This window comes from Chryseobacterium sp. X308 (assembly GCF_020733145.1).
GTDB classification, from domain to species: domain Bacteria; phylum Bacteroidota; class Bacteroidia; order Flavobacteriales; family Weeksellaceae; genus Chryseobacterium; species Chryseobacterium cupriresistens.
This window is the reverse complement of record NZ_JAJFZH010000024.1, coordinates 19,910-34,374: the sequence shown is the minus strand read 5'-3', so window position 1 is coordinate 34,374 and position 14,465 is coordinate 19,910. Positions and strand designations below refer to the sequence as shown.

Genomic DNA, 14,465 nt, shown 5'->3' with positions numbered 1-14,465 from the left:
ACTTCCAATGACAAAAGATGAAGAGCTGAAAAGCTGGATAGAACAGTATTCGGGGCCGCTTTTGAAGCGGGCACTGTATGTACTTTCGAATAAAGAAGATGCACAGGATGTGGTTCAGGAAGTTTTTCTTGCAGCTTACTCAGCTTATGATTCTTTTGAAGGGAAAAGTAATGCGCTTACATGGCTGATGGCTATTCTGAATAGAAAAGTGGCCGATTTTTACCGGAAAAAATATAAATCGGAACCCAATATCCGACTTGATCATTTTTTTGATGAAACAGGATCATGGAAACATAATGATGTTTTAAATGACTGGAATGTATCAGGAGAAGGGGATGAGCTTTTAGACAACAAGGATTTTAATAAAACACTCGAGGAATGTATTGAGGAATTGCCCTCCAAATGGAAGATTCTCTTGAAAATGTATTATATTGAAGAAAAAAAAGCACCGGAAGTCAGTCAGGAATTGAATGTTTCCACGACTAACCTATGGAAGATTTTGCAGAGAAGCCGCATGCAGCTCAGAGAATGTCTGGAGTTCAACTGGTTTTCAAAATCATAAGAAATCATGATACGAAGAATACTACATATATTATTTTTACCGTGCAGTGAAGCTACTTTACTGATGGAAAAGAGGAATGCCCGGTCTATTTCTGCCAAAGAAAACAGGATGCTGAGCATGCACCTGATGATCTGTAAATGGTGCAGAATGTACAATGAAAAACTGGCACTTCTGGATAAAGCTTTTAAAAAGACTTTTTCTGAAAAAGAAACTGAAATTAATGATTCTGAAATTCAGGACTTTAAAAATAAAATGATCGATAAATTGAATTTCTGATAAAATTTCTGTCAGGATTGTAAAAAAGCTCCGACTATACTTTTGAAAACAATAAAGTATTCATTTAAAATCTTAAAAATATGGTCGGAACAGTACAGGAATCTAAAAATCAATTAACCCGAACCGGGTATTATATCTCCCTTTTTGGAGCAGCTCTTATTTTGCTGTGGATTGGCATCTTCAAATTTACGCCTACGGAGGCTGCAGCAATAAAACCTTTGGTGGAAAACCATTTCTTAACTTTTTTCGTATATAAGATTATGAGTGCCCAGGCAGTGTCAAATCTTATCGGAGTGATAGAAATTATCATTGCCTTACTCCTGATATTTAGTGCGAAATTTGCTGTACTGAAAAAGTATGCAGGGATAGGAATGATGGTAACTTTTCTGGTAACATTAAGCTATTTATTTACAACACCGGGAATGTGGAAAATAGTGGACGGAGTGCCTGTGACGGATTTCTTTATTCTGAAAGACCTTATGTTTTTAGGATTTGGAATAATGATCATTCAAAATAATAAGTAATGAATAAAAAAGTAAAAATGAAGAATATATTAATTGCACTCGGAATCATTCTGGGTATAGCAGTATTTGCTGCGGAATCAGGGCTTTTCAGAAAAGCAAAGTCCAATGTGGTGGAAGTAAAAAAAGAAAATGAGGAAATTATGGATAACAAGAACGTTAAAGAGATTTATTTTGCAGGTGGATGTTTCTGGGGAACAGAACATTTTTTTCAACAGATTCGTGGCGTGGTAGGAACAGAAGTTGGTTATGCCAACGGTAATACCAAAAATCCTACTTATGAAGAAGTCGTAAGCCATACAACAGGTTTCGCAGAAACCGTAAAAGTAAAATATGATCCTGAGCAGGTAGATCTGAAACTATTGATTGATCTGTATTTTAAAACCATTGATCCTACAAGCAAGGATCAGCAGGGAAATGACAGAGGAAACCAGTACAGAACAGGAATCTATTTCACTGATAAAACAGATGAAGCGGTGGTAAAAGATGAAGTTCAGAAGCTGGCAAAGAATTATAATAAACCCGTAGTCGTAGAAACTATTCCATTAAAAAATTTCTACAGAGCAGAAGACTATCATCAGGATTATCTGGATAAAAATCCAGGCGGTTACTGTCATATTGAACCGGGACTTTTTGAAATGGCTAAAAAAGCCAACCCGCTTCCAAAACCGGCTTATCAAAAGCAGGATAAAAAAGTTTTAAAAGAAAAACTGACAGCAGAACAGTATAATGTTACCCAGGAGAACGGTACCGAGAGACCTTTTCAGAATGAGTACTGGAACGAAACCCGTGAAGGAATTTATGTAGATATTACAACAGGGGAACCTTTGTTTGTCTCTACTGATAAATTTGAATCCGGATGCGGATGGCCAAGTTTTTCCAAACCGATCACCAAAGGTTTGATTGAGGAAAAACTGGATCGTTCGATTGGTATGGACAGAGTGGAAGTAAGAAGTAAAACGGGTGATGCTCACCTGGGACACGTTTTCACGGACGGCCCACAGGATAAAGGAGGACTTCGTTACTGTATCAACAGTGCTTCGCTGAAATTTATTCCAAAAGCTGAAATGGAAAGCAAAGGATACGGAAAATATCTTCCGTTGTTAGATAAAAAGTAACATGAAAGGAAGGCTGCCGTTGGGCAGCCTTTTTATTTTGAATTAATGATGTAGTTGAAATCTTTCTTTGATGCTGAGCATGGAGATATTCAGAAATAGGAGAAATCCGAAAATAAAATAATAGGTATCTTTCGGAAGTTCTGCGAGACGCAATTGTATTTTTTCAAAAAAATCAGGTTTATATTGTGGTCTGATAACATCATAACAAAGTAAACATTCATATTCAGGATATTGCACTTTAGGATCAATATAGCTATAAACCGCAAAAATATGTCCTGTTTTCTCAAGATCAACTGCATATTGTTCCTGTTTGGCAATTGTAAGATCATTCAAAACTGAGACAAAATCACCATAACTATTATTTTGATCTAAAATAAATTCAATACCAGACTCTTTCTCATTTCTTTTCTGGAGTTTTTTCAGTTCGGAAACATATGATTTCGAATTTTCTTTAGCAGTACCGGGGGCTATTTTTATTTTTTTGTAATTCCAGTTTCTTGCAGGTTCAAAACTTGCAAAAGTATTTTTAATCCCCTCTCTTTCTTTGGCAGGAAGTCCAATATCTATCACTGAAAGATTAATATCTTCAAACTTTTGATTTCCGTAGTACCAGAATAAAACAGGAATCAGCAAGGCGCTGATCAATCCTGGGAAGTAGTATATTTTTTTCATGGCTGGTTTTTGACAGTACTGAATGAAAATTTTAAGCCAAAAAAAGTGATCCGAAAACGAACCACTTAAAAATAATCTTTAAATATTTTAATTTTTTAAATCTTTAAATCCTAAATATAGTCATCTACCAATCCCTTTTTCTCAGAATCCAGTACGAACCGAATATAAAAACAGCACACCACACCAGACAGGCGATAAGACTTTCCGTAGGGTAGTGGAACTCATATTGTAAGCCCATCATTTTAGCCATATTTAATCTCATCATCGGGTTAGGAATCAGGCTTGACATGCTTTCAAGCGGTAAAAGGTGCGAGATAAAAAAATCATTCTGAAGAACCTCATTTCTTTGCGGTCCCTGCATTCCCTTTACTTTTGAATACGTCTCAAGAGCGGTTAAAATTCCTTCGCCAATCCAGAAAACGAAAAGGGCAAGAAAAACAAAAACAGATTTTCTCAGTAAAATGGAAAGGAACATTAAGAAGCAAAAGAACGTAAATAGCTTCACAAAATAATTTCCAATAAAGAACATTTCAGCAAAAGCCTTGGTAGAGTCCGTTGTATTCGAATATTGATAGCCCAGAAACAAAGTAATTCCCAACACAATGGCTGTCGAAACAATAGTGAAAATGCTTATCGTCAGCAATTTTGAAGTGATGAATTCCTTTCTGCTCAGTCCATCAATCGTGTTTTGCTTGAACATTCTGTTGCTGAACTCCTGGGAAATAGAGAAAACGATGATCAGTCCAAGGAAAATTTTCAATAAAGCAACAATCCATGTGGTGAAATTCCAGATTTCCGGGAAATTATAAATTCCCTGTTCTTTTAAATTAATCGTTCCTCCAAAAACATCAAAGTCAACCAATCCAATGAAAAGTAAAGCAATAAGAATGGCGAAATAAAGTATCGTGAAAACTCTGAAAGGTTTATAGTTCAGGTTTTTGTAATATTCAAGTTTTAATAATTTGATCATGATTAATTGGTGTTTTTTACAAGTTCAAGGAATTGAGATTCAAGAGACAGTTTTTTCTTTGTTAAATGAGAAAGATAGATTCCTTTTTCAGCCAGTTTCTGATTCATTGCCGAAGCTGAAATAGAAGCATCATCACGGATCTGAGCTTTGATAAGATCACCTTCCTGATGGATGGAAGAGAACCACTGAAGTTCGTTCAACGCATTTAAAAGTAATGTATTATTATCAGCTTTCAGCTCAAAATATCCGTTGTTGGAAGTCATTTCATCCACTCTTCCGCAGTAAATGGAATTTCCTTCCTTCAAGACAATGACATGGCTGCAGATTTTTTCAATTTCATCCAGAAGATGGCTTGCAATGATAATGGTGATTCCCTGTTTGGCAATATCGCTGATAATTTCCCTGATCTGAATGATTCCTTCAGGATCCAGTCCGTTGGTCGGTTCATCCAAAATTAATACTTCCGGATTGTTCAGCATGGCAGAAGCAATAGCCAGACGCTGCTTCATTCCTAAAGAGAAAGTTTTGAAAGTATCTTTTCTTCTTTCATACAGATTAACCGTTTTCAGAACTTCGTCAATCCTTGAGTAGGGTGTTTGCTTAATTTCAGCGACAATCTTAAGATTGGTTTCTGCACTTAGATAAGGATAAAAGTTAGGCTGTTCAATAATCGCTCCGATCTTTTTTAAGGTGTCCGGATCAGTTCCTTTCTTGCCAAACCAGAACCAATCTCCGCTGGTGGGATTGATGGTTGAAAGCAGCATCCCGAAAGTAGTGGATTTTCCGCTTCCGTTCGGCCCCAAAAGGCCATAAACATTTCCTCTCTCGACATCAAAAGAAATATTGTTGACCACAACTCTTTTGAATTTTTTCGTCAAATTTTTTACTGATAAAATCTTTTCCATGTAATTTGTTTTACATAGTAGTAGTCTATATAAATTAGAGAATGTTACAGAATTATCATAAATCAATATTAATTTATGGACAAATACATTAAATTTGATAGAATTAATCAACAGTTATGAAGCTAATTGAACTGGCAGAAGAATTAAATGTATCTGCAGAAGCCATAAAACAGTTTATCCAGGATTTTGATCTTGAACTGGTAGATTGTATCAGTACCAATTTTGAGGTAAAAAAAGATTTTGAAAAATTTGCCCGCGAAAATGTAGATTTTTTAAGATTGTATGAAAAAGATCTTGATAAAAATAAAACCCTGGAGCAGATTGCCGAAGTCATTAAGCAGCCAAAAGATAAGGTTGAAAAGGTGATCAAAGACAATAATCTCAATATTTTCGATAATGGTTTTTACAAATCCTCCATATCGAGCTATGGAATTGATAATAAACTGGGAGGGAATTACCAGTTTGTGTATGATTATTTCGGACATAAAACCAGCCTTCAGCAAAGAGATTTTATCGGATACAGAGACCTGTTTTTTTATACATCCACTGTTCTGGAACCCTTCCTGAATCCGCAGCAGATCAAAGACTGGGGCATCAACAAGCCTGCAGGGATTATTCTGTACGGACCTCCCGGAAGCGGTAAGATATTCTGGGCCAACAAAATTGCTGAAATTATCGGATATCAGTTTAAGGAAGTCAAAAAACATTATTTGGGAACTTCGCTGATTGATGGAAATGAGATCAATTTCAGTGATTTCCTGGTGAGTATGATGAAGGAAAACAAAATGCTTCTTTTTATGGATGATTTTGATGAAATTATGATGCAGAGAAGGGCGGAAACAGACATTGCTTCCTGCAATCTTGAGGCTCAGGAACTGATTCTTCACTACATCGGAAAGTTTGAAAAAGAAGGTGTTTTAATGGTAGGTTCAGCTAATTCTGTGGCTGAAATTGATGAGGAAATTCTGGCACCAGGAAGATTTGATGTGCTGATTCCTATTTTTCCACCCAATGCTGCTGAGCGCTCGGAAATCATCCTTTATGCCATGACCAGAGGACTGGAAGAAGATTCTTTACTCTACAAAATACTTAAAAATAACAAGGCTGATAAAGTTCCATTCTGGCATGAAATCTCTTCAAAGATGAAAGCATTCAGCAATACCATGCTGATCGATTTTACCCAAAGCCTAAAGAAAAGAATCAAAAACCTGTATCAAAGGACCAGAAACGAAAAGCTGAAAATTGATCAGAAAATTTTAGACAGCGCATTAAGGGATGCAGGATCAAAGCTTACTGAAGAATATCTTGATCAGGTAGCACGATTTCTTGCGGATGCCATTATCAATAATTTTGATGACTTCAGGTTTAGGATTCAGGCTCTGAAAAATGAACTGGAAACCTACAGAGTTGTCGAAGAGCCGCAAAGAGCAATAGGATTCCAGCATAATGATGATAAAGATAAAAGGTAGAGGAAAGAGATTTTAAGTTTAAGGTTCAAAGTTTAAAGCTCAAGGGTTTATAAAAAATTACTCATTACTCATTACTCATTATTTATGAACAGCATCTGGGAACTGGATACATTCTACAGAAAAAGAGACATCATCATTATTGGTGCGGGCTTTTCCGGGCTTTGGACAGCCATATCCATAAAGGAGAAGTATCCTGAAAAATCTGTTCTTATTATTGAACGGAATAGCATTCCATTGGGTGCTTCCACAAGAAATGCCGGATTTGCCTGCTTTGGAAGCCTTACCGAAATTATTGCCGATTCTGAGAAAATGGGCTGGGAAAAAACACTGGAGCTTGTTACAATGAGATTTGATGGACTTGAGAAAATCCAACATTATGTTAAAAATGATGAAATTGATTTTGAACTGAATGGAGGGTATGAAATTGTAAACAATGAAGAGTATTTAACCCAGATTGATGCTGTAAATAAAAAACTGAAAACAATAACCGGACTGGCTCAGACTTATGCTTTGAATCAAAATAAAATACAGGAATTCGGGCTTGGAAAATCTGAATTCCTGATAGAAAATCCCTGTGAAGGAGGTCTTCACTCCGGAAAGTTAGTACAGAAACTGCTGGAGAAATGCCATGAACTGAAAATTGAGTTTTTATTTGGAACGGAAGTTCAAAATATTGAAGAAACGGACAAAGTTGAGGTGCAGCTTTCAACTGATCTTTCTGTAATCGCCGACCAGCTTATTTATTGTACCAATGCATTCACTTCAAAATTTCTGGAAAACGAGAATATCATTCCTGCCCGCGGACAGGTTCTTCTGACAGAACCAATAGACGGTTTAAAACTTAAAGGTACTTTTCATTACGATGAAGGCTACTATTATTTCAGAAATATAGGAAACAGAATATTACTAGGTGGCGGAAGAAATCAGGATTTTAAGACAGAAGAAACCACAGCTTTTGAAACCACGGAATTTCTGCAGAATCATTTAGAAAACTTTTTAAAAGAAGTCATACTTCCTCATAAAGATTTTAAAATTTTCCTTCGCTGGTCAGGAATAATGGCTATGGGTGAAGAAAAATCGCCCATTGTAAAACAGTTTTCAGAAAGACAGTTTTGTGCGGTAAGACTTTCAGGAATAGGGGTTGCCCTGGCTCCGAAGATAGGTGAAATGGTGGCAGAAATGATATAATTGCAAACGTTGAGAAATATGAAATACTTACCCTTTGAACGTATTACTTACAAAACAAATTTGTCTGAAAAGGAAGTATTAACAAGACTTTCTGGTTTTGTAGAACCTAAAAAATTTGGTTTGGGAAAGAATTATATAAAAGATTATGAAGGATCTGTGGATAATAATAGCTTTGAAATAAGCAGAGTGATACAATACAGAAACTCATTTCTTCCTCAGATCAATGGTAAAATTCAAAATGAAAATAATGGAACACAAATACAGGTGACCATGTCATTAAATGCTTTTGTCTTTTTTTTCTTAATAGTCTGGTGCTCATTTGCCCTGATTTTCTTCATAGGTGTCTCTATAAAAACTATAAGGGAAAAAGAAATATCATTAGAACTTTTTCTTCCTCTGAGTATGCTCTTGTTTGTCTACGCCTTAACTATGGTAGGATTCAAATCGGAAAGTAAACAAGCAAAAGATTATCTTAGAAGAAGCTTTGACGCTGAAATTGTTAAGGAATAGTTCTCCTAAATCAGATCCTGAACCTCTATTAAATTTCCAAAAAAATCAAGTATTCGAAAAACTCGAATCCCGAACCCCGAAAACTAAACCCCGAACCTCTCCACTCTAAAAGAATTCCTTATTTTTGCAAAAAAGAAACATTCGTGATTAACAACGACCAGATAAAAGAAGTTCAATCCAGAATTGAAGACTTACACAGATACCTTCAGATTGAAAAAAAGAAGATTGAAATTGCCAATGATGATGAAAAAACTGCAGCACCGGAATTTTGGGACAATCCAAAAACAGCTGAAGCTTTTTTAAAGCAGCTTCGTTCCAAGAAAAAATGGGTAGAAAGCTATGATGAAATTCAGACACAGTTTGAAGATCTGCAGGTTTTGGCTGATTTTGCTAAAGAAGATCCGGATTCTGAAAAAGAACTGGATGAAACATTCCCGCAATTGGTGGAGAAAATTGAAGACCTGGAATTCAAAAATATGCTTTCTAACGAAGGTGATGAGCTTTCCGCAGTCCTTCAGATTACAGCAGGGGCAGGGGGAACAGAAAGTTGTGACTGGGCATCCATGCTGATGAGAATGTATACCATGTGGGCAGAAAAGCAAGGCTATAAGATCCGTGAACTGAATTTTCAGGAAGGTGATGTGGCCGGAGTGAAGACTGTTACCCTTGAAATTGAAGGTGAATTTGCTTTCGGATATTTACGAGGCGAAAACGGAGTACACCGTTTGGTAAGAATTTCTCCTTTTGACAGTAATGCGAAACGCCATACCAGTTTTGTTTCGGTATATGTTTATCCTTTGGTGGATGATACCATTGAAATCAACATCAATCCTGCCGATATCAGCTTTGAAACCATGAGAGCTTCCGGAGCCGGAGGACAGAACGTAAACAAGGTGGAAACGGCTGTACGTCTTCGCCACGCTCCTACAGGAATTATTATTGAAAACTCAGAATCCCGTTCTCAGCTTCAGAATAAAGAAAAGGCAATGCAGCTCCTTCGTTCAAGACTCTACGAAATGGAATTGGAAGAACGTATGAAAGCCAGAAACGAGATTGAAGCCAACAAGATGAAGATCGAGTGGGGAAGCCAGATCAGAAACTACGTCATGCATCCTTACAAACTGGTAAAAGATGTACGTTCAGGTCATGAAACGTCAGATGTGGATGCGGTAATGAATGGTAATATCACTCCTTTCCTGAAAGCATTCTTAATGGCCGATGGAACCGCAGTTTCCGATGATGATCTCGACTTATAAAAATCATGTTTGAATTTTAGTTAAAATCTTATAATTAATTTTTGTTTCAGACATTTTAGACTTACTTTTGTTGTTCATCGATATTTATGGAAGATTTCAATAGCTGGAAGGATTTATTAAACCCGGAGTTTTATATAAAAATGGGAGGGTTTTGGCTGATTTTATTTATTGTTTTTGCTGAAACGGGTCTTTTTGTAGGATTTTTTCTACCTGGGGATTCTCTACTTTTCGTTTCGGGAATTTATGCCGTTGAAATCATCAAAGAGACTTTTGGCTCTACAGGGAGCGATTTTTTAGATACCACCTTATTGGCTTCAGGAGTAGCTCTTGCCGCTATTATTGGAAATGAAGTAGGATATTACTTCGGAAGAAAAGCAGGACCAGCTTTGTATAAAAGACCGGATTCAATGCTATTTAAGAAAAAATACCTTTACCAGGCACACGATTTCTTTGAAAAACACGGAGCATTAGCAGTTATTATGGCAAGATTCTTACCGGTTGTAAGAACTTTTACTCCTATTGTAGCAGGTATCGTAAAGATGGATAAAAAAGAGTTTTTAAGAGATAATATTATTGGTGCCGTATTGTGGTCTTTTATTCTGATCTTTGCAGGACATTATCTGGACAAGCTTTTTATGGAGCAGTTTGGCATCAACCTGAAAGAGAAACTGGAATATATCATTATTGTAATCGTATTGGTAACAACACTTCCGGTAATCATTAAATTTGTTTTCGGGAAAAAAGAAGATCTTTCCAAATATGAAGACCAGGACTTTGAATAGATAAAGAATTCAATCAAAATATAGAGCCGTCTCAATCATGGGATGGCTTTTTTATTGCTTATCAATGAATTTTTTAAACGCAAAGATTAATTTGTATTGAGTATTATTTTGAGAGAGCAAAGGTAGGAATCAATGAAATTGATTCTTTCTAAGCGTATGGATATATTTGTGAGCTTCATCAGTGACAAAGTCACAACTTCTTTACTTTCTTACAATGATGTGCTGTAATTATTATCCTTTGTGTTGAATAATCAAAAAAATTCTGTTACACATCTTTACTTTTTAATCCATTCCAAAATATTAGGATAGATAATGCTGTCTCTTTTTCTCTTACTGAAAAATCTGGGTGCATGCCCGGCTCCTTTCATAAAGATGAATTTATGCGGAATATTCATTTGGGTAAGCGCTGAATCCATGGCGATTCCCTGATGCTGGTTGACCAGCACATCATTGTTTCCCTGAAACAACAATGTAGGAACATTGGTAATATTAGCAATAGGACTGGCTTCTTTAAAGGCTTCAGACATATTTTTCCGGTCAAACTTAGTCCCTACTACTTTTTGAAAAGTAGGAGAAGTATATTTTGAATAAAACGACTTAAGATATGCTGAGCTGTAAAAATCTGTCGGCCCGCTTAAAGAGATGATTTTTTTGATCTGCTCGGGATGCTGATAACCGTAAAGTAAGGCGAGATGTCCACCGGCACTTTCTCCCAGAAGAATGTAATTATTGGGCTGAAGCTCTGCTTTTTCCGCCAGAGAATTGAATTTTTCAATGGCAAGGGCAATATCTTCAAGCTGTTGTTTGTAAGTGATTTTTTCCTTTGGAGAAACCAGCCTGTAATTCATATTGATGCTTGGAATCCTGTTTTCAAAAAGCATCTTCTGAACCTGGATCATATGTTCTTTTTTACCCAAAGTCCAGGCGCCTCCATGAACGATAAGTACTACAGGGGAATTTTCAGCATAGTTTTTGGGAAGAAAGACATCCATTTTCTGCCTTTTATGCTCACCATATTTCAGATTGTAAATCTTCTGCTGGCCTCCGGGACCTACCCAAACCCTGAATTTCGTATTACAGGACTGCAGCACGAAGCCAACACATCCCATAGCGAAAAAATGATACCGGAGAATGAGCTTTTTCATAAAGTAAAAATAAAAAAATATTATTACAATTCATTATGCAGACCCTTGGCATAATTGTAAACAGACCGGTTGTATCTTGGCAGATGGCGGGAAAGTGCCTTTAAAGTTAATGATAATGCTTCCTCATATTTCCCGGCTGAAGAAAGAGACAACGCTAAAAAAGAATCTACTGCATCATTTAGCTCATCAGAATAATGGGCTTTTTCTTCCCTTAAAATATGAATGCTTTCTTCTGTTTTTCCATTATTTCTTAAGGTACTTGCCAGCTGGATTCTTGCTCTTCTTCTTCGTAAGCCGGTTAATCCGTGATCTAATGCCGATCTGTACAATGGTTCTGCTTCCTTTTCATGTCCGGTGGAATCAAAAGCGCAGGCTCTTTCAAAATCGGCAATAGCCTGGGAATTGTTATCTGTAAGTAACTCTACATGATTTTTAATGTGCTGAATAAACGCTTCATTGCTTATCGTTCCCAGTTGTAGCCATAAACTTTGTAATTGGTCTTCCCAGTTTTTATCCATTGAAGAGGTTTTAAACAAAGATATAAAATATTGAAAGTGAAGGATTGCTTAATGATTCTCATAATTTTGAAAATTATTGTCATATTATGAATCCAAAAACGGAATTAAATAATTATTTTTGCTGGACTTAACAAAGATTAAAAAATTATTAAAATATGGCATCAGGCTTTTTTGCTATTTTGGATGATATTGCAGCATTGATGGATGATGTAGCAGTTACCAGTAAGATTGCTACACAAAAGACAGCAGGAATTTTAGGGGACGACCTGGCTGTAAATGCAGAAAAAGCCACCGGCTTTCTTTCCTCCAGAGAACTTCCGGTTCTGTGGGCTATTACCAAAGGATCATTTATCAATAAACTGATCATTCTTCCTATTGCCTTTCTTCTCAACTGGCTGTACAAACCGGCTATTGAAATGATTCTTATTTTAGGGGGAATATATCTTGCCTTTGAAGGAGTAGAGAAAATTATAGAATTCCTGTTCCACCGTTCCAAAAAAGGGCACGAAGTCATCGAAGAAAGTGAAGAAGAAGAAAACTCTGAAGTTTCTGAAAAAGCAAAAATAAACTCAGCAATCAGAACAGATTTTATCCTTTCCATTGAAATTGTAATTATTGCATTGGGAACGGTTATCCAGCAGGAACATCCGCTTCTTACACAGATTTTAACGGTAACTTTTGTATCATTTATTGCAACAGTAGGAGTGTATGGAATTGTTGCATTGATCGTAAGAATGGATGATGCAGGTTTCAGTTTGATTAAAAAGAGTCATGACAAAGGATTCTTCTCCAAGCTTGGTCACTTATTGGTAAAAGCATTGCCAGTTATCATCAAACTTTTAGGAGTTGTAGGAACAATTGCTTTGATCCTGGTTTCAGGAGGAATTTTTGCTCATAATATTCATTATTTACATGAGCTGCTTCCAACGTGGCCTTCTATGCTGAAAGAATTTACTTTCGGTCTTGTAGGAGGAATTGCTGCAGTATTGGTTTTCACTTTAGGAAAAGGAATCTATTCCCTGGCGACAAAAAAATAAAACAGAATTAAAATTAAATAATCAAAAAGTCCTGTATTCAAGAGAGTACAGGACTTTTTTTAGGTTCATTCAATATCTTTTAGTTAAATGAATTAAAGTTGATGGGCCTCAATTAATACTCGAGATTAATCATAAGGTTTTCTTATTGATAACCTTTCGACAGGCTCAGGTTGATAACCCAAATATCAATCAAAATTTTAAACATTGTCAGGCTGAGCCTGTCGAAGCCATTGCCACTAAAAGGAATATCAAAAAGTTGAAACAACTTAGGTTGATTTCCTATAAGCATACGTATGTTGGTAAAGCTTTTTCAGTGACAAAGTAGTCATTGTTTACTCTTTTCATTGCCACAAGACCGGAGCCTTCTTCAAAGCAAAAAAGAGACTTTTTACAAGTCTCTTTTTTATATTAATTGAATAAATCTTTTACTTTATCAAAAAAAGTTTTTTCCTTTCCGGATGGTTCTGCAACCATTTCTCCGCTGGACATCTGCTTTTCAAAGAATTCCTTCTGCTCCTTGGTAAGCTTTTGCGGTGTCCATACATTGATGTGGATGAACATGTCTCCTTTACCATAGCTGTCAATGCTTGGAAGTCCTTTTCCAGCCAATCTTAAGATTTTTCCGGACTGAGTTCCCGGATCAACGGTAATTTTCACTTTTCCGCCAACGGTAGGAATTTCTTTCTTGGTTCCTAAAGCAGCTTCAGCAAATGAAACATATAATTCCTGGTGAAGATTGTCACCTTCTCTTTTGATCGTTTGATCTACTTCCTCTTCAATAATCACCAATAAGTCTCCCGGAACACCTCCAAATGGGGCATCATTTCCTTTTCCTCTTACATTAAGCTGGATGCCGTCTCTTGCACCTGCCGGAATGTTGATGGTAATTTCCTCTTCATCTTTAATAAGACCCTGTGCATTCGCCCCTGCAGGAATTTTGTCAGCAACTTTTCCAATTCCCTGACATGTACCGCAGGTAGTTTGAGTCTGCATCTGACCGAACATCGTGTTCATCACTTTTAACTGAACACCGGAACCGTTACAGGTAGGACATGTTTTTGAAGTGGCACCTTCCGCCATCTTCATTTTCTTTACTTTGATGGTTTTCTGAGTACCGTTTACCATTTCCTCAAGGTTCAGCTTGATTCTGATTCTTAAATTAGAACCTTTCACCTGCTGACGGCCTCCACCGCCACCGCCGAATCCTCCGAAACCGCCACCGAAAATATCTCCAAACTGACTGAAAATATCCTCCATATTCATTCCGCCTCCGAAGCCTCCGCCTCCGAAACCGCCATTTCCACCCATTCCGGCATGTCCGAACTGGTCGTATCTGGCACGTTTCTGATCATCGCTCAGAACTTCATAAGCCTCAGCAGCTTCTTTAAATTTTTCTTCAGCCTCTTTATCCCCTGGATTTTTATCCGGGTGGAATTTGATGGCCATTTTACGGTATGCTTTTTTTATTTCGTCGGCTGATGCAGATTTGCTGATCTCAAGAACCTCGTAATAATCTCTTTTTGACATGACAATTTT

General features: G+C 36.8%; 16 protein-coding genes. 10 read left to right on the top strand and 6 right to left on the bottom strand.

Going from position 1 to position 14,465, the window contains the following annotated elements:
- Positions 1-7: 7 nt before the first annotated feature.
- From LIV57_RS19870 to msrB, 4 genes are all read left to right on the top strand, one after another.
- A complete protein-coding gene (locus tag LIV57_RS19870) occupies positions 8-562 on the top strand; it encodes a sigma-70 family RNA polymerase sigma factor (protein ID WP_137905933.1) in 555 nt (184 codons plus the stop codon).
- Positions 563-568: 6 nt separating this feature from the next.
- Entirely contained in the window at positions 569-838 is a 270-nt protein-coding gene (locus tag LIV57_RS19865; RefSeq protein ID WP_227943988.1) for a hypothetical protein, read from the top strand.
- 80 nt (positions 839-918) lie between these two features.
- Positions 919-1,362: a DUF417 family protein gene (locus LIV57_RS19860; RefSeq protein WP_227943987.1), complete on the top strand. Its 444-nt coding sequence runs from the start codon at positions 919-921 to the stop codon at positions 1,360-1,362.
- Positions 1,363-1,379: 17 nt separating this feature from the next.
- Positions 1,380-2,477: a peptide-methionine (R)-S-oxide reductase MsrB gene (msrB, locus tag LIV57_RS19855; RefSeq protein WP_227943986.1), complete on the top strand. Its 1,098-nt coding sequence runs from the start codon at positions 1,380-1,382 to the stop codon at positions 2,475-2,477.
- Positions 2,478-2,519: 42 nt separating this feature from the next.
- Here the strand turns inward: msrB and LIV57_RS19850 are convergent, their stop codons facing one another.
- From LIV57_RS19850 to LIV57_RS19840, 3 genes are all read right to left on the bottom strand, one after another.
- Positions 2,520-3,149, bottom strand: a complete 630-nt coding sequence (locus tag LIV57_RS19850; protein ID WP_227943985.1) for a hypothetical protein — start codon at positions 3,147-3,149, stop codon at positions 2,520-2,522.
- 124 nt (positions 3,150-3,273) lie between these two features.
- Positions 3,274-4,119, bottom strand: coding sequence for an ABC transporter permease (locus LIV57_RS19845; protein ID WP_227943984.1), 846 nt, complete (start codon positions 4,117-4,119; stop codon positions 3,274-3,276).
- A 2-nt stretch (positions 4,120-4,121) separates the two neighbouring features.
- A complete protein-coding gene (locus LIV57_RS19840) occupies positions 4,122-5,024 on the bottom strand; it encodes an ABC transporter ATP-binding protein (RefSeq protein ID WP_227943983.1) in 903 nt (300 codons plus the stop codon).
- Positions 5,025-5,140: 116 nt separating this feature from the next.
- Here LIV57_RS19840 and LIV57_RS19835 point away from each other — a divergent pair, with 116 nt between their 5' ends.
- The 5 genes from LIV57_RS19835 to LIV57_RS19815 all read left to right on the top strand — a co-directional run bounded on the left by LIV57_RS19835 (position 5,141) and on the right by LIV57_RS19815 (position 10,229).
- Positions 5,141-6,493 (top strand): ATP-binding protein, encoded by a 1,353-nt coding sequence (locus tag LIV57_RS19835; RefSeq protein WP_227943982.1) that lies wholly within the window; start codon positions 5,141-5,143, stop codon positions 6,491-6,493.
- 84 nt (positions 6,494-6,577) lie between these two features.
- Entirely contained in the window at positions 6,578-7,681 is a 1,104-nt protein-coding gene (locus LIV57_RS19830) for an NAD(P)/FAD-dependent oxidoreductase (protein ID WP_227943981.1), read from the top strand.
- Positions 7,682-7,699: 18 nt separating this feature from the next.
- Positions 7,700-8,191, top strand: a complete 492-nt coding sequence (locus LIV57_RS19825; protein ID WP_227943980.1) for a hypothetical protein — start codon at positions 7,700-7,702, stop codon at positions 8,189-8,191.
- Positions 8,192-8,334: 143 nt separating this feature from the next.
- The gene (gene prfB, locus LIV57_RS19820; protein ID WP_137905936.1) at positions 8,335-9,447 is read left to right on the top strand and encodes a peptide chain release factor 2; all 1,113 of its coding nucleotides are present in this window, start codon (positions 8,335-8,337) and stop codon (positions 9,445-9,447) included.
- Positions 9,448-9,533: 86 nt separating this feature from the next.
- Positions 9,534-10,229: a DedA family protein gene (locus tag LIV57_RS19815; RefSeq protein ID WP_110009261.1), complete on the top strand. Its 696-nt coding sequence runs from the start codon at positions 9,534-9,536 to the stop codon at positions 10,227-10,229.
- Positions 10,230-10,504: 275 nt separating this feature from the next.
- On the opposite strand, the gene LIV57_RS19810 is transcribed toward LIV57_RS19815, so the two are convergent.
- Positions 10,505-11,374, bottom strand: coding sequence for an alpha/beta hydrolase (locus LIV57_RS19810; protein ID WP_227943979.1), 870 nt, complete (start codon positions 11,372-11,374; stop codon positions 10,505-10,507).
- 23 nt (positions 11,375-11,397) lie between these two features.
- Positions 11,398-11,892 (bottom strand): tetratricopeptide repeat protein, encoded by a 495-nt coding sequence (locus LIV57_RS19805; RefSeq protein ID WP_202838553.1) that lies wholly within the window; start codon positions 11,890-11,892, stop codon positions 11,398-11,400.
- A gap of 155 nt (positions 11,893-12,047) precedes the next feature.
- On the opposite strand from LIV57_RS19805, the gene LIV57_RS19800 reads away from it, so the two are divergent.
- A complete protein-coding gene (locus LIV57_RS19800) occupies positions 12,048-12,929 on the top strand; it encodes a DUF808 family protein (protein ID WP_227943978.1) in 882 nt (293 codons plus the stop codon).
- 408 nt (positions 12,930-13,337) lie between these two features.
- Here the strand turns inward: LIV57_RS19800 and dnaJ are convergent, their stop codons facing one another.
- A complete protein-coding gene (gene dnaJ / locus LIV57_RS19795; protein WP_202838550.1) occupies positions 13,338-14,456 on the bottom strand; it encodes a molecular chaperone DnaJ in 1,119 nt (372 codons plus the stop codon).
- Positions 14,457-14,465: the final 9 nt, after the last annotated feature.

Bases quoted from the DNA above. Each gene is read 5' to 3' on its own strand.
- LIV57_RS19800 (WP_227943978.1), top strand. From the start codon at position 12,048: ATGGCATCAGGCTTTTTTGCTATTTTGGATGATATTGCAGCATTGATG.
- LIV57_RS19850 (WP_227943985.1), bottom strand. From the start codon at position 3,149: ATGAAAAAAATATACTACTTCCCAGGATTGATCAGCGCCTTGCTGATT.
- LIV57_RS19830 (WP_227943981.1), top strand. From the start codon at position 6,578: ATGAACAGCATCTGGGAACTGGATACATTCTACAGAAAAAGAGACATC.
- LIV57_RS19805 (WP_202838553.1), bottom strand. From the start codon at position 11,892: ATGGATAAAAACTGGGAAGACCAATTACAAAGTTTATGGCTACAACTG.
- LIV57_RS19860 (WP_227943987.1), top strand. From the start codon at position 919: ATGGTCGGAACAGTACAGGAATCTAAAAATCAATTAACCCGAACCGGG.
- LIV57_RS19815 (WP_110009261.1), top strand. From the start codon at position 9,534: ATGGAAGATTTCAATAGCTGGAAGGATTTATTAAACCCGGAGTTTTAT.
- dnaJ (WP_202838550.1), bottom strand. From the start codon at position 14,456: ATGTCAAAAAGAGATTATTACGAGGTTCTTGAGATCAGCAAATCTGCA.
- LIV57_RS19870 (WP_137905933.1), top strand. From the start codon at position 8: ATGACAAAAGATGAAGAGCTGAAAAGCTGGATAGAACAGTATTCGGGG.
- LIV57_RS19825 (WP_227943980.1), top strand. From the start codon at position 7,700: ATGAAATACTTACCCTTTGAACGTATTACTTACAAAACAAATTTGTCT.
- LIV57_RS19865 (WP_227943988.1), top strand. From the start codon at position 569: ATGATACGAAGAATACTACATATATTATTTTTACCGTGCAGTGAAGCT.
- LIV57_RS19810 (WP_227943979.1), bottom strand. From the start codon at position 11,374: ATGAAAAAGCTCATTCTCCGGTATCATTTTTTCGCTATGGGATGTGTT.
- msrB (WP_227943986.1), top strand. From the start codon at position 1,380: ATGAAGAATATATTAATTGCACTCGGAATCATTCTGGGTATAGCAGTA.
- LIV57_RS19835 (WP_227943982.1), top strand. From the start codon at position 5,141: ATGAAGCTAATTGAACTGGCAGAAGAATTAAATGTATCTGCAGAAGCC.
- LIV57_RS19840 (WP_227943983.1), bottom strand. From the start codon at position 5,024: ATGGAAAAGATTTTATCAGTAAAAAATTTGACGAAAAAATTCAAAAGA.
- LIV57_RS19845 (WP_227943984.1), bottom strand. From the start codon at position 4,119: ATGATCAAATTATTAAAACTTGAATATTACAAAAACCTGAACTATAAA.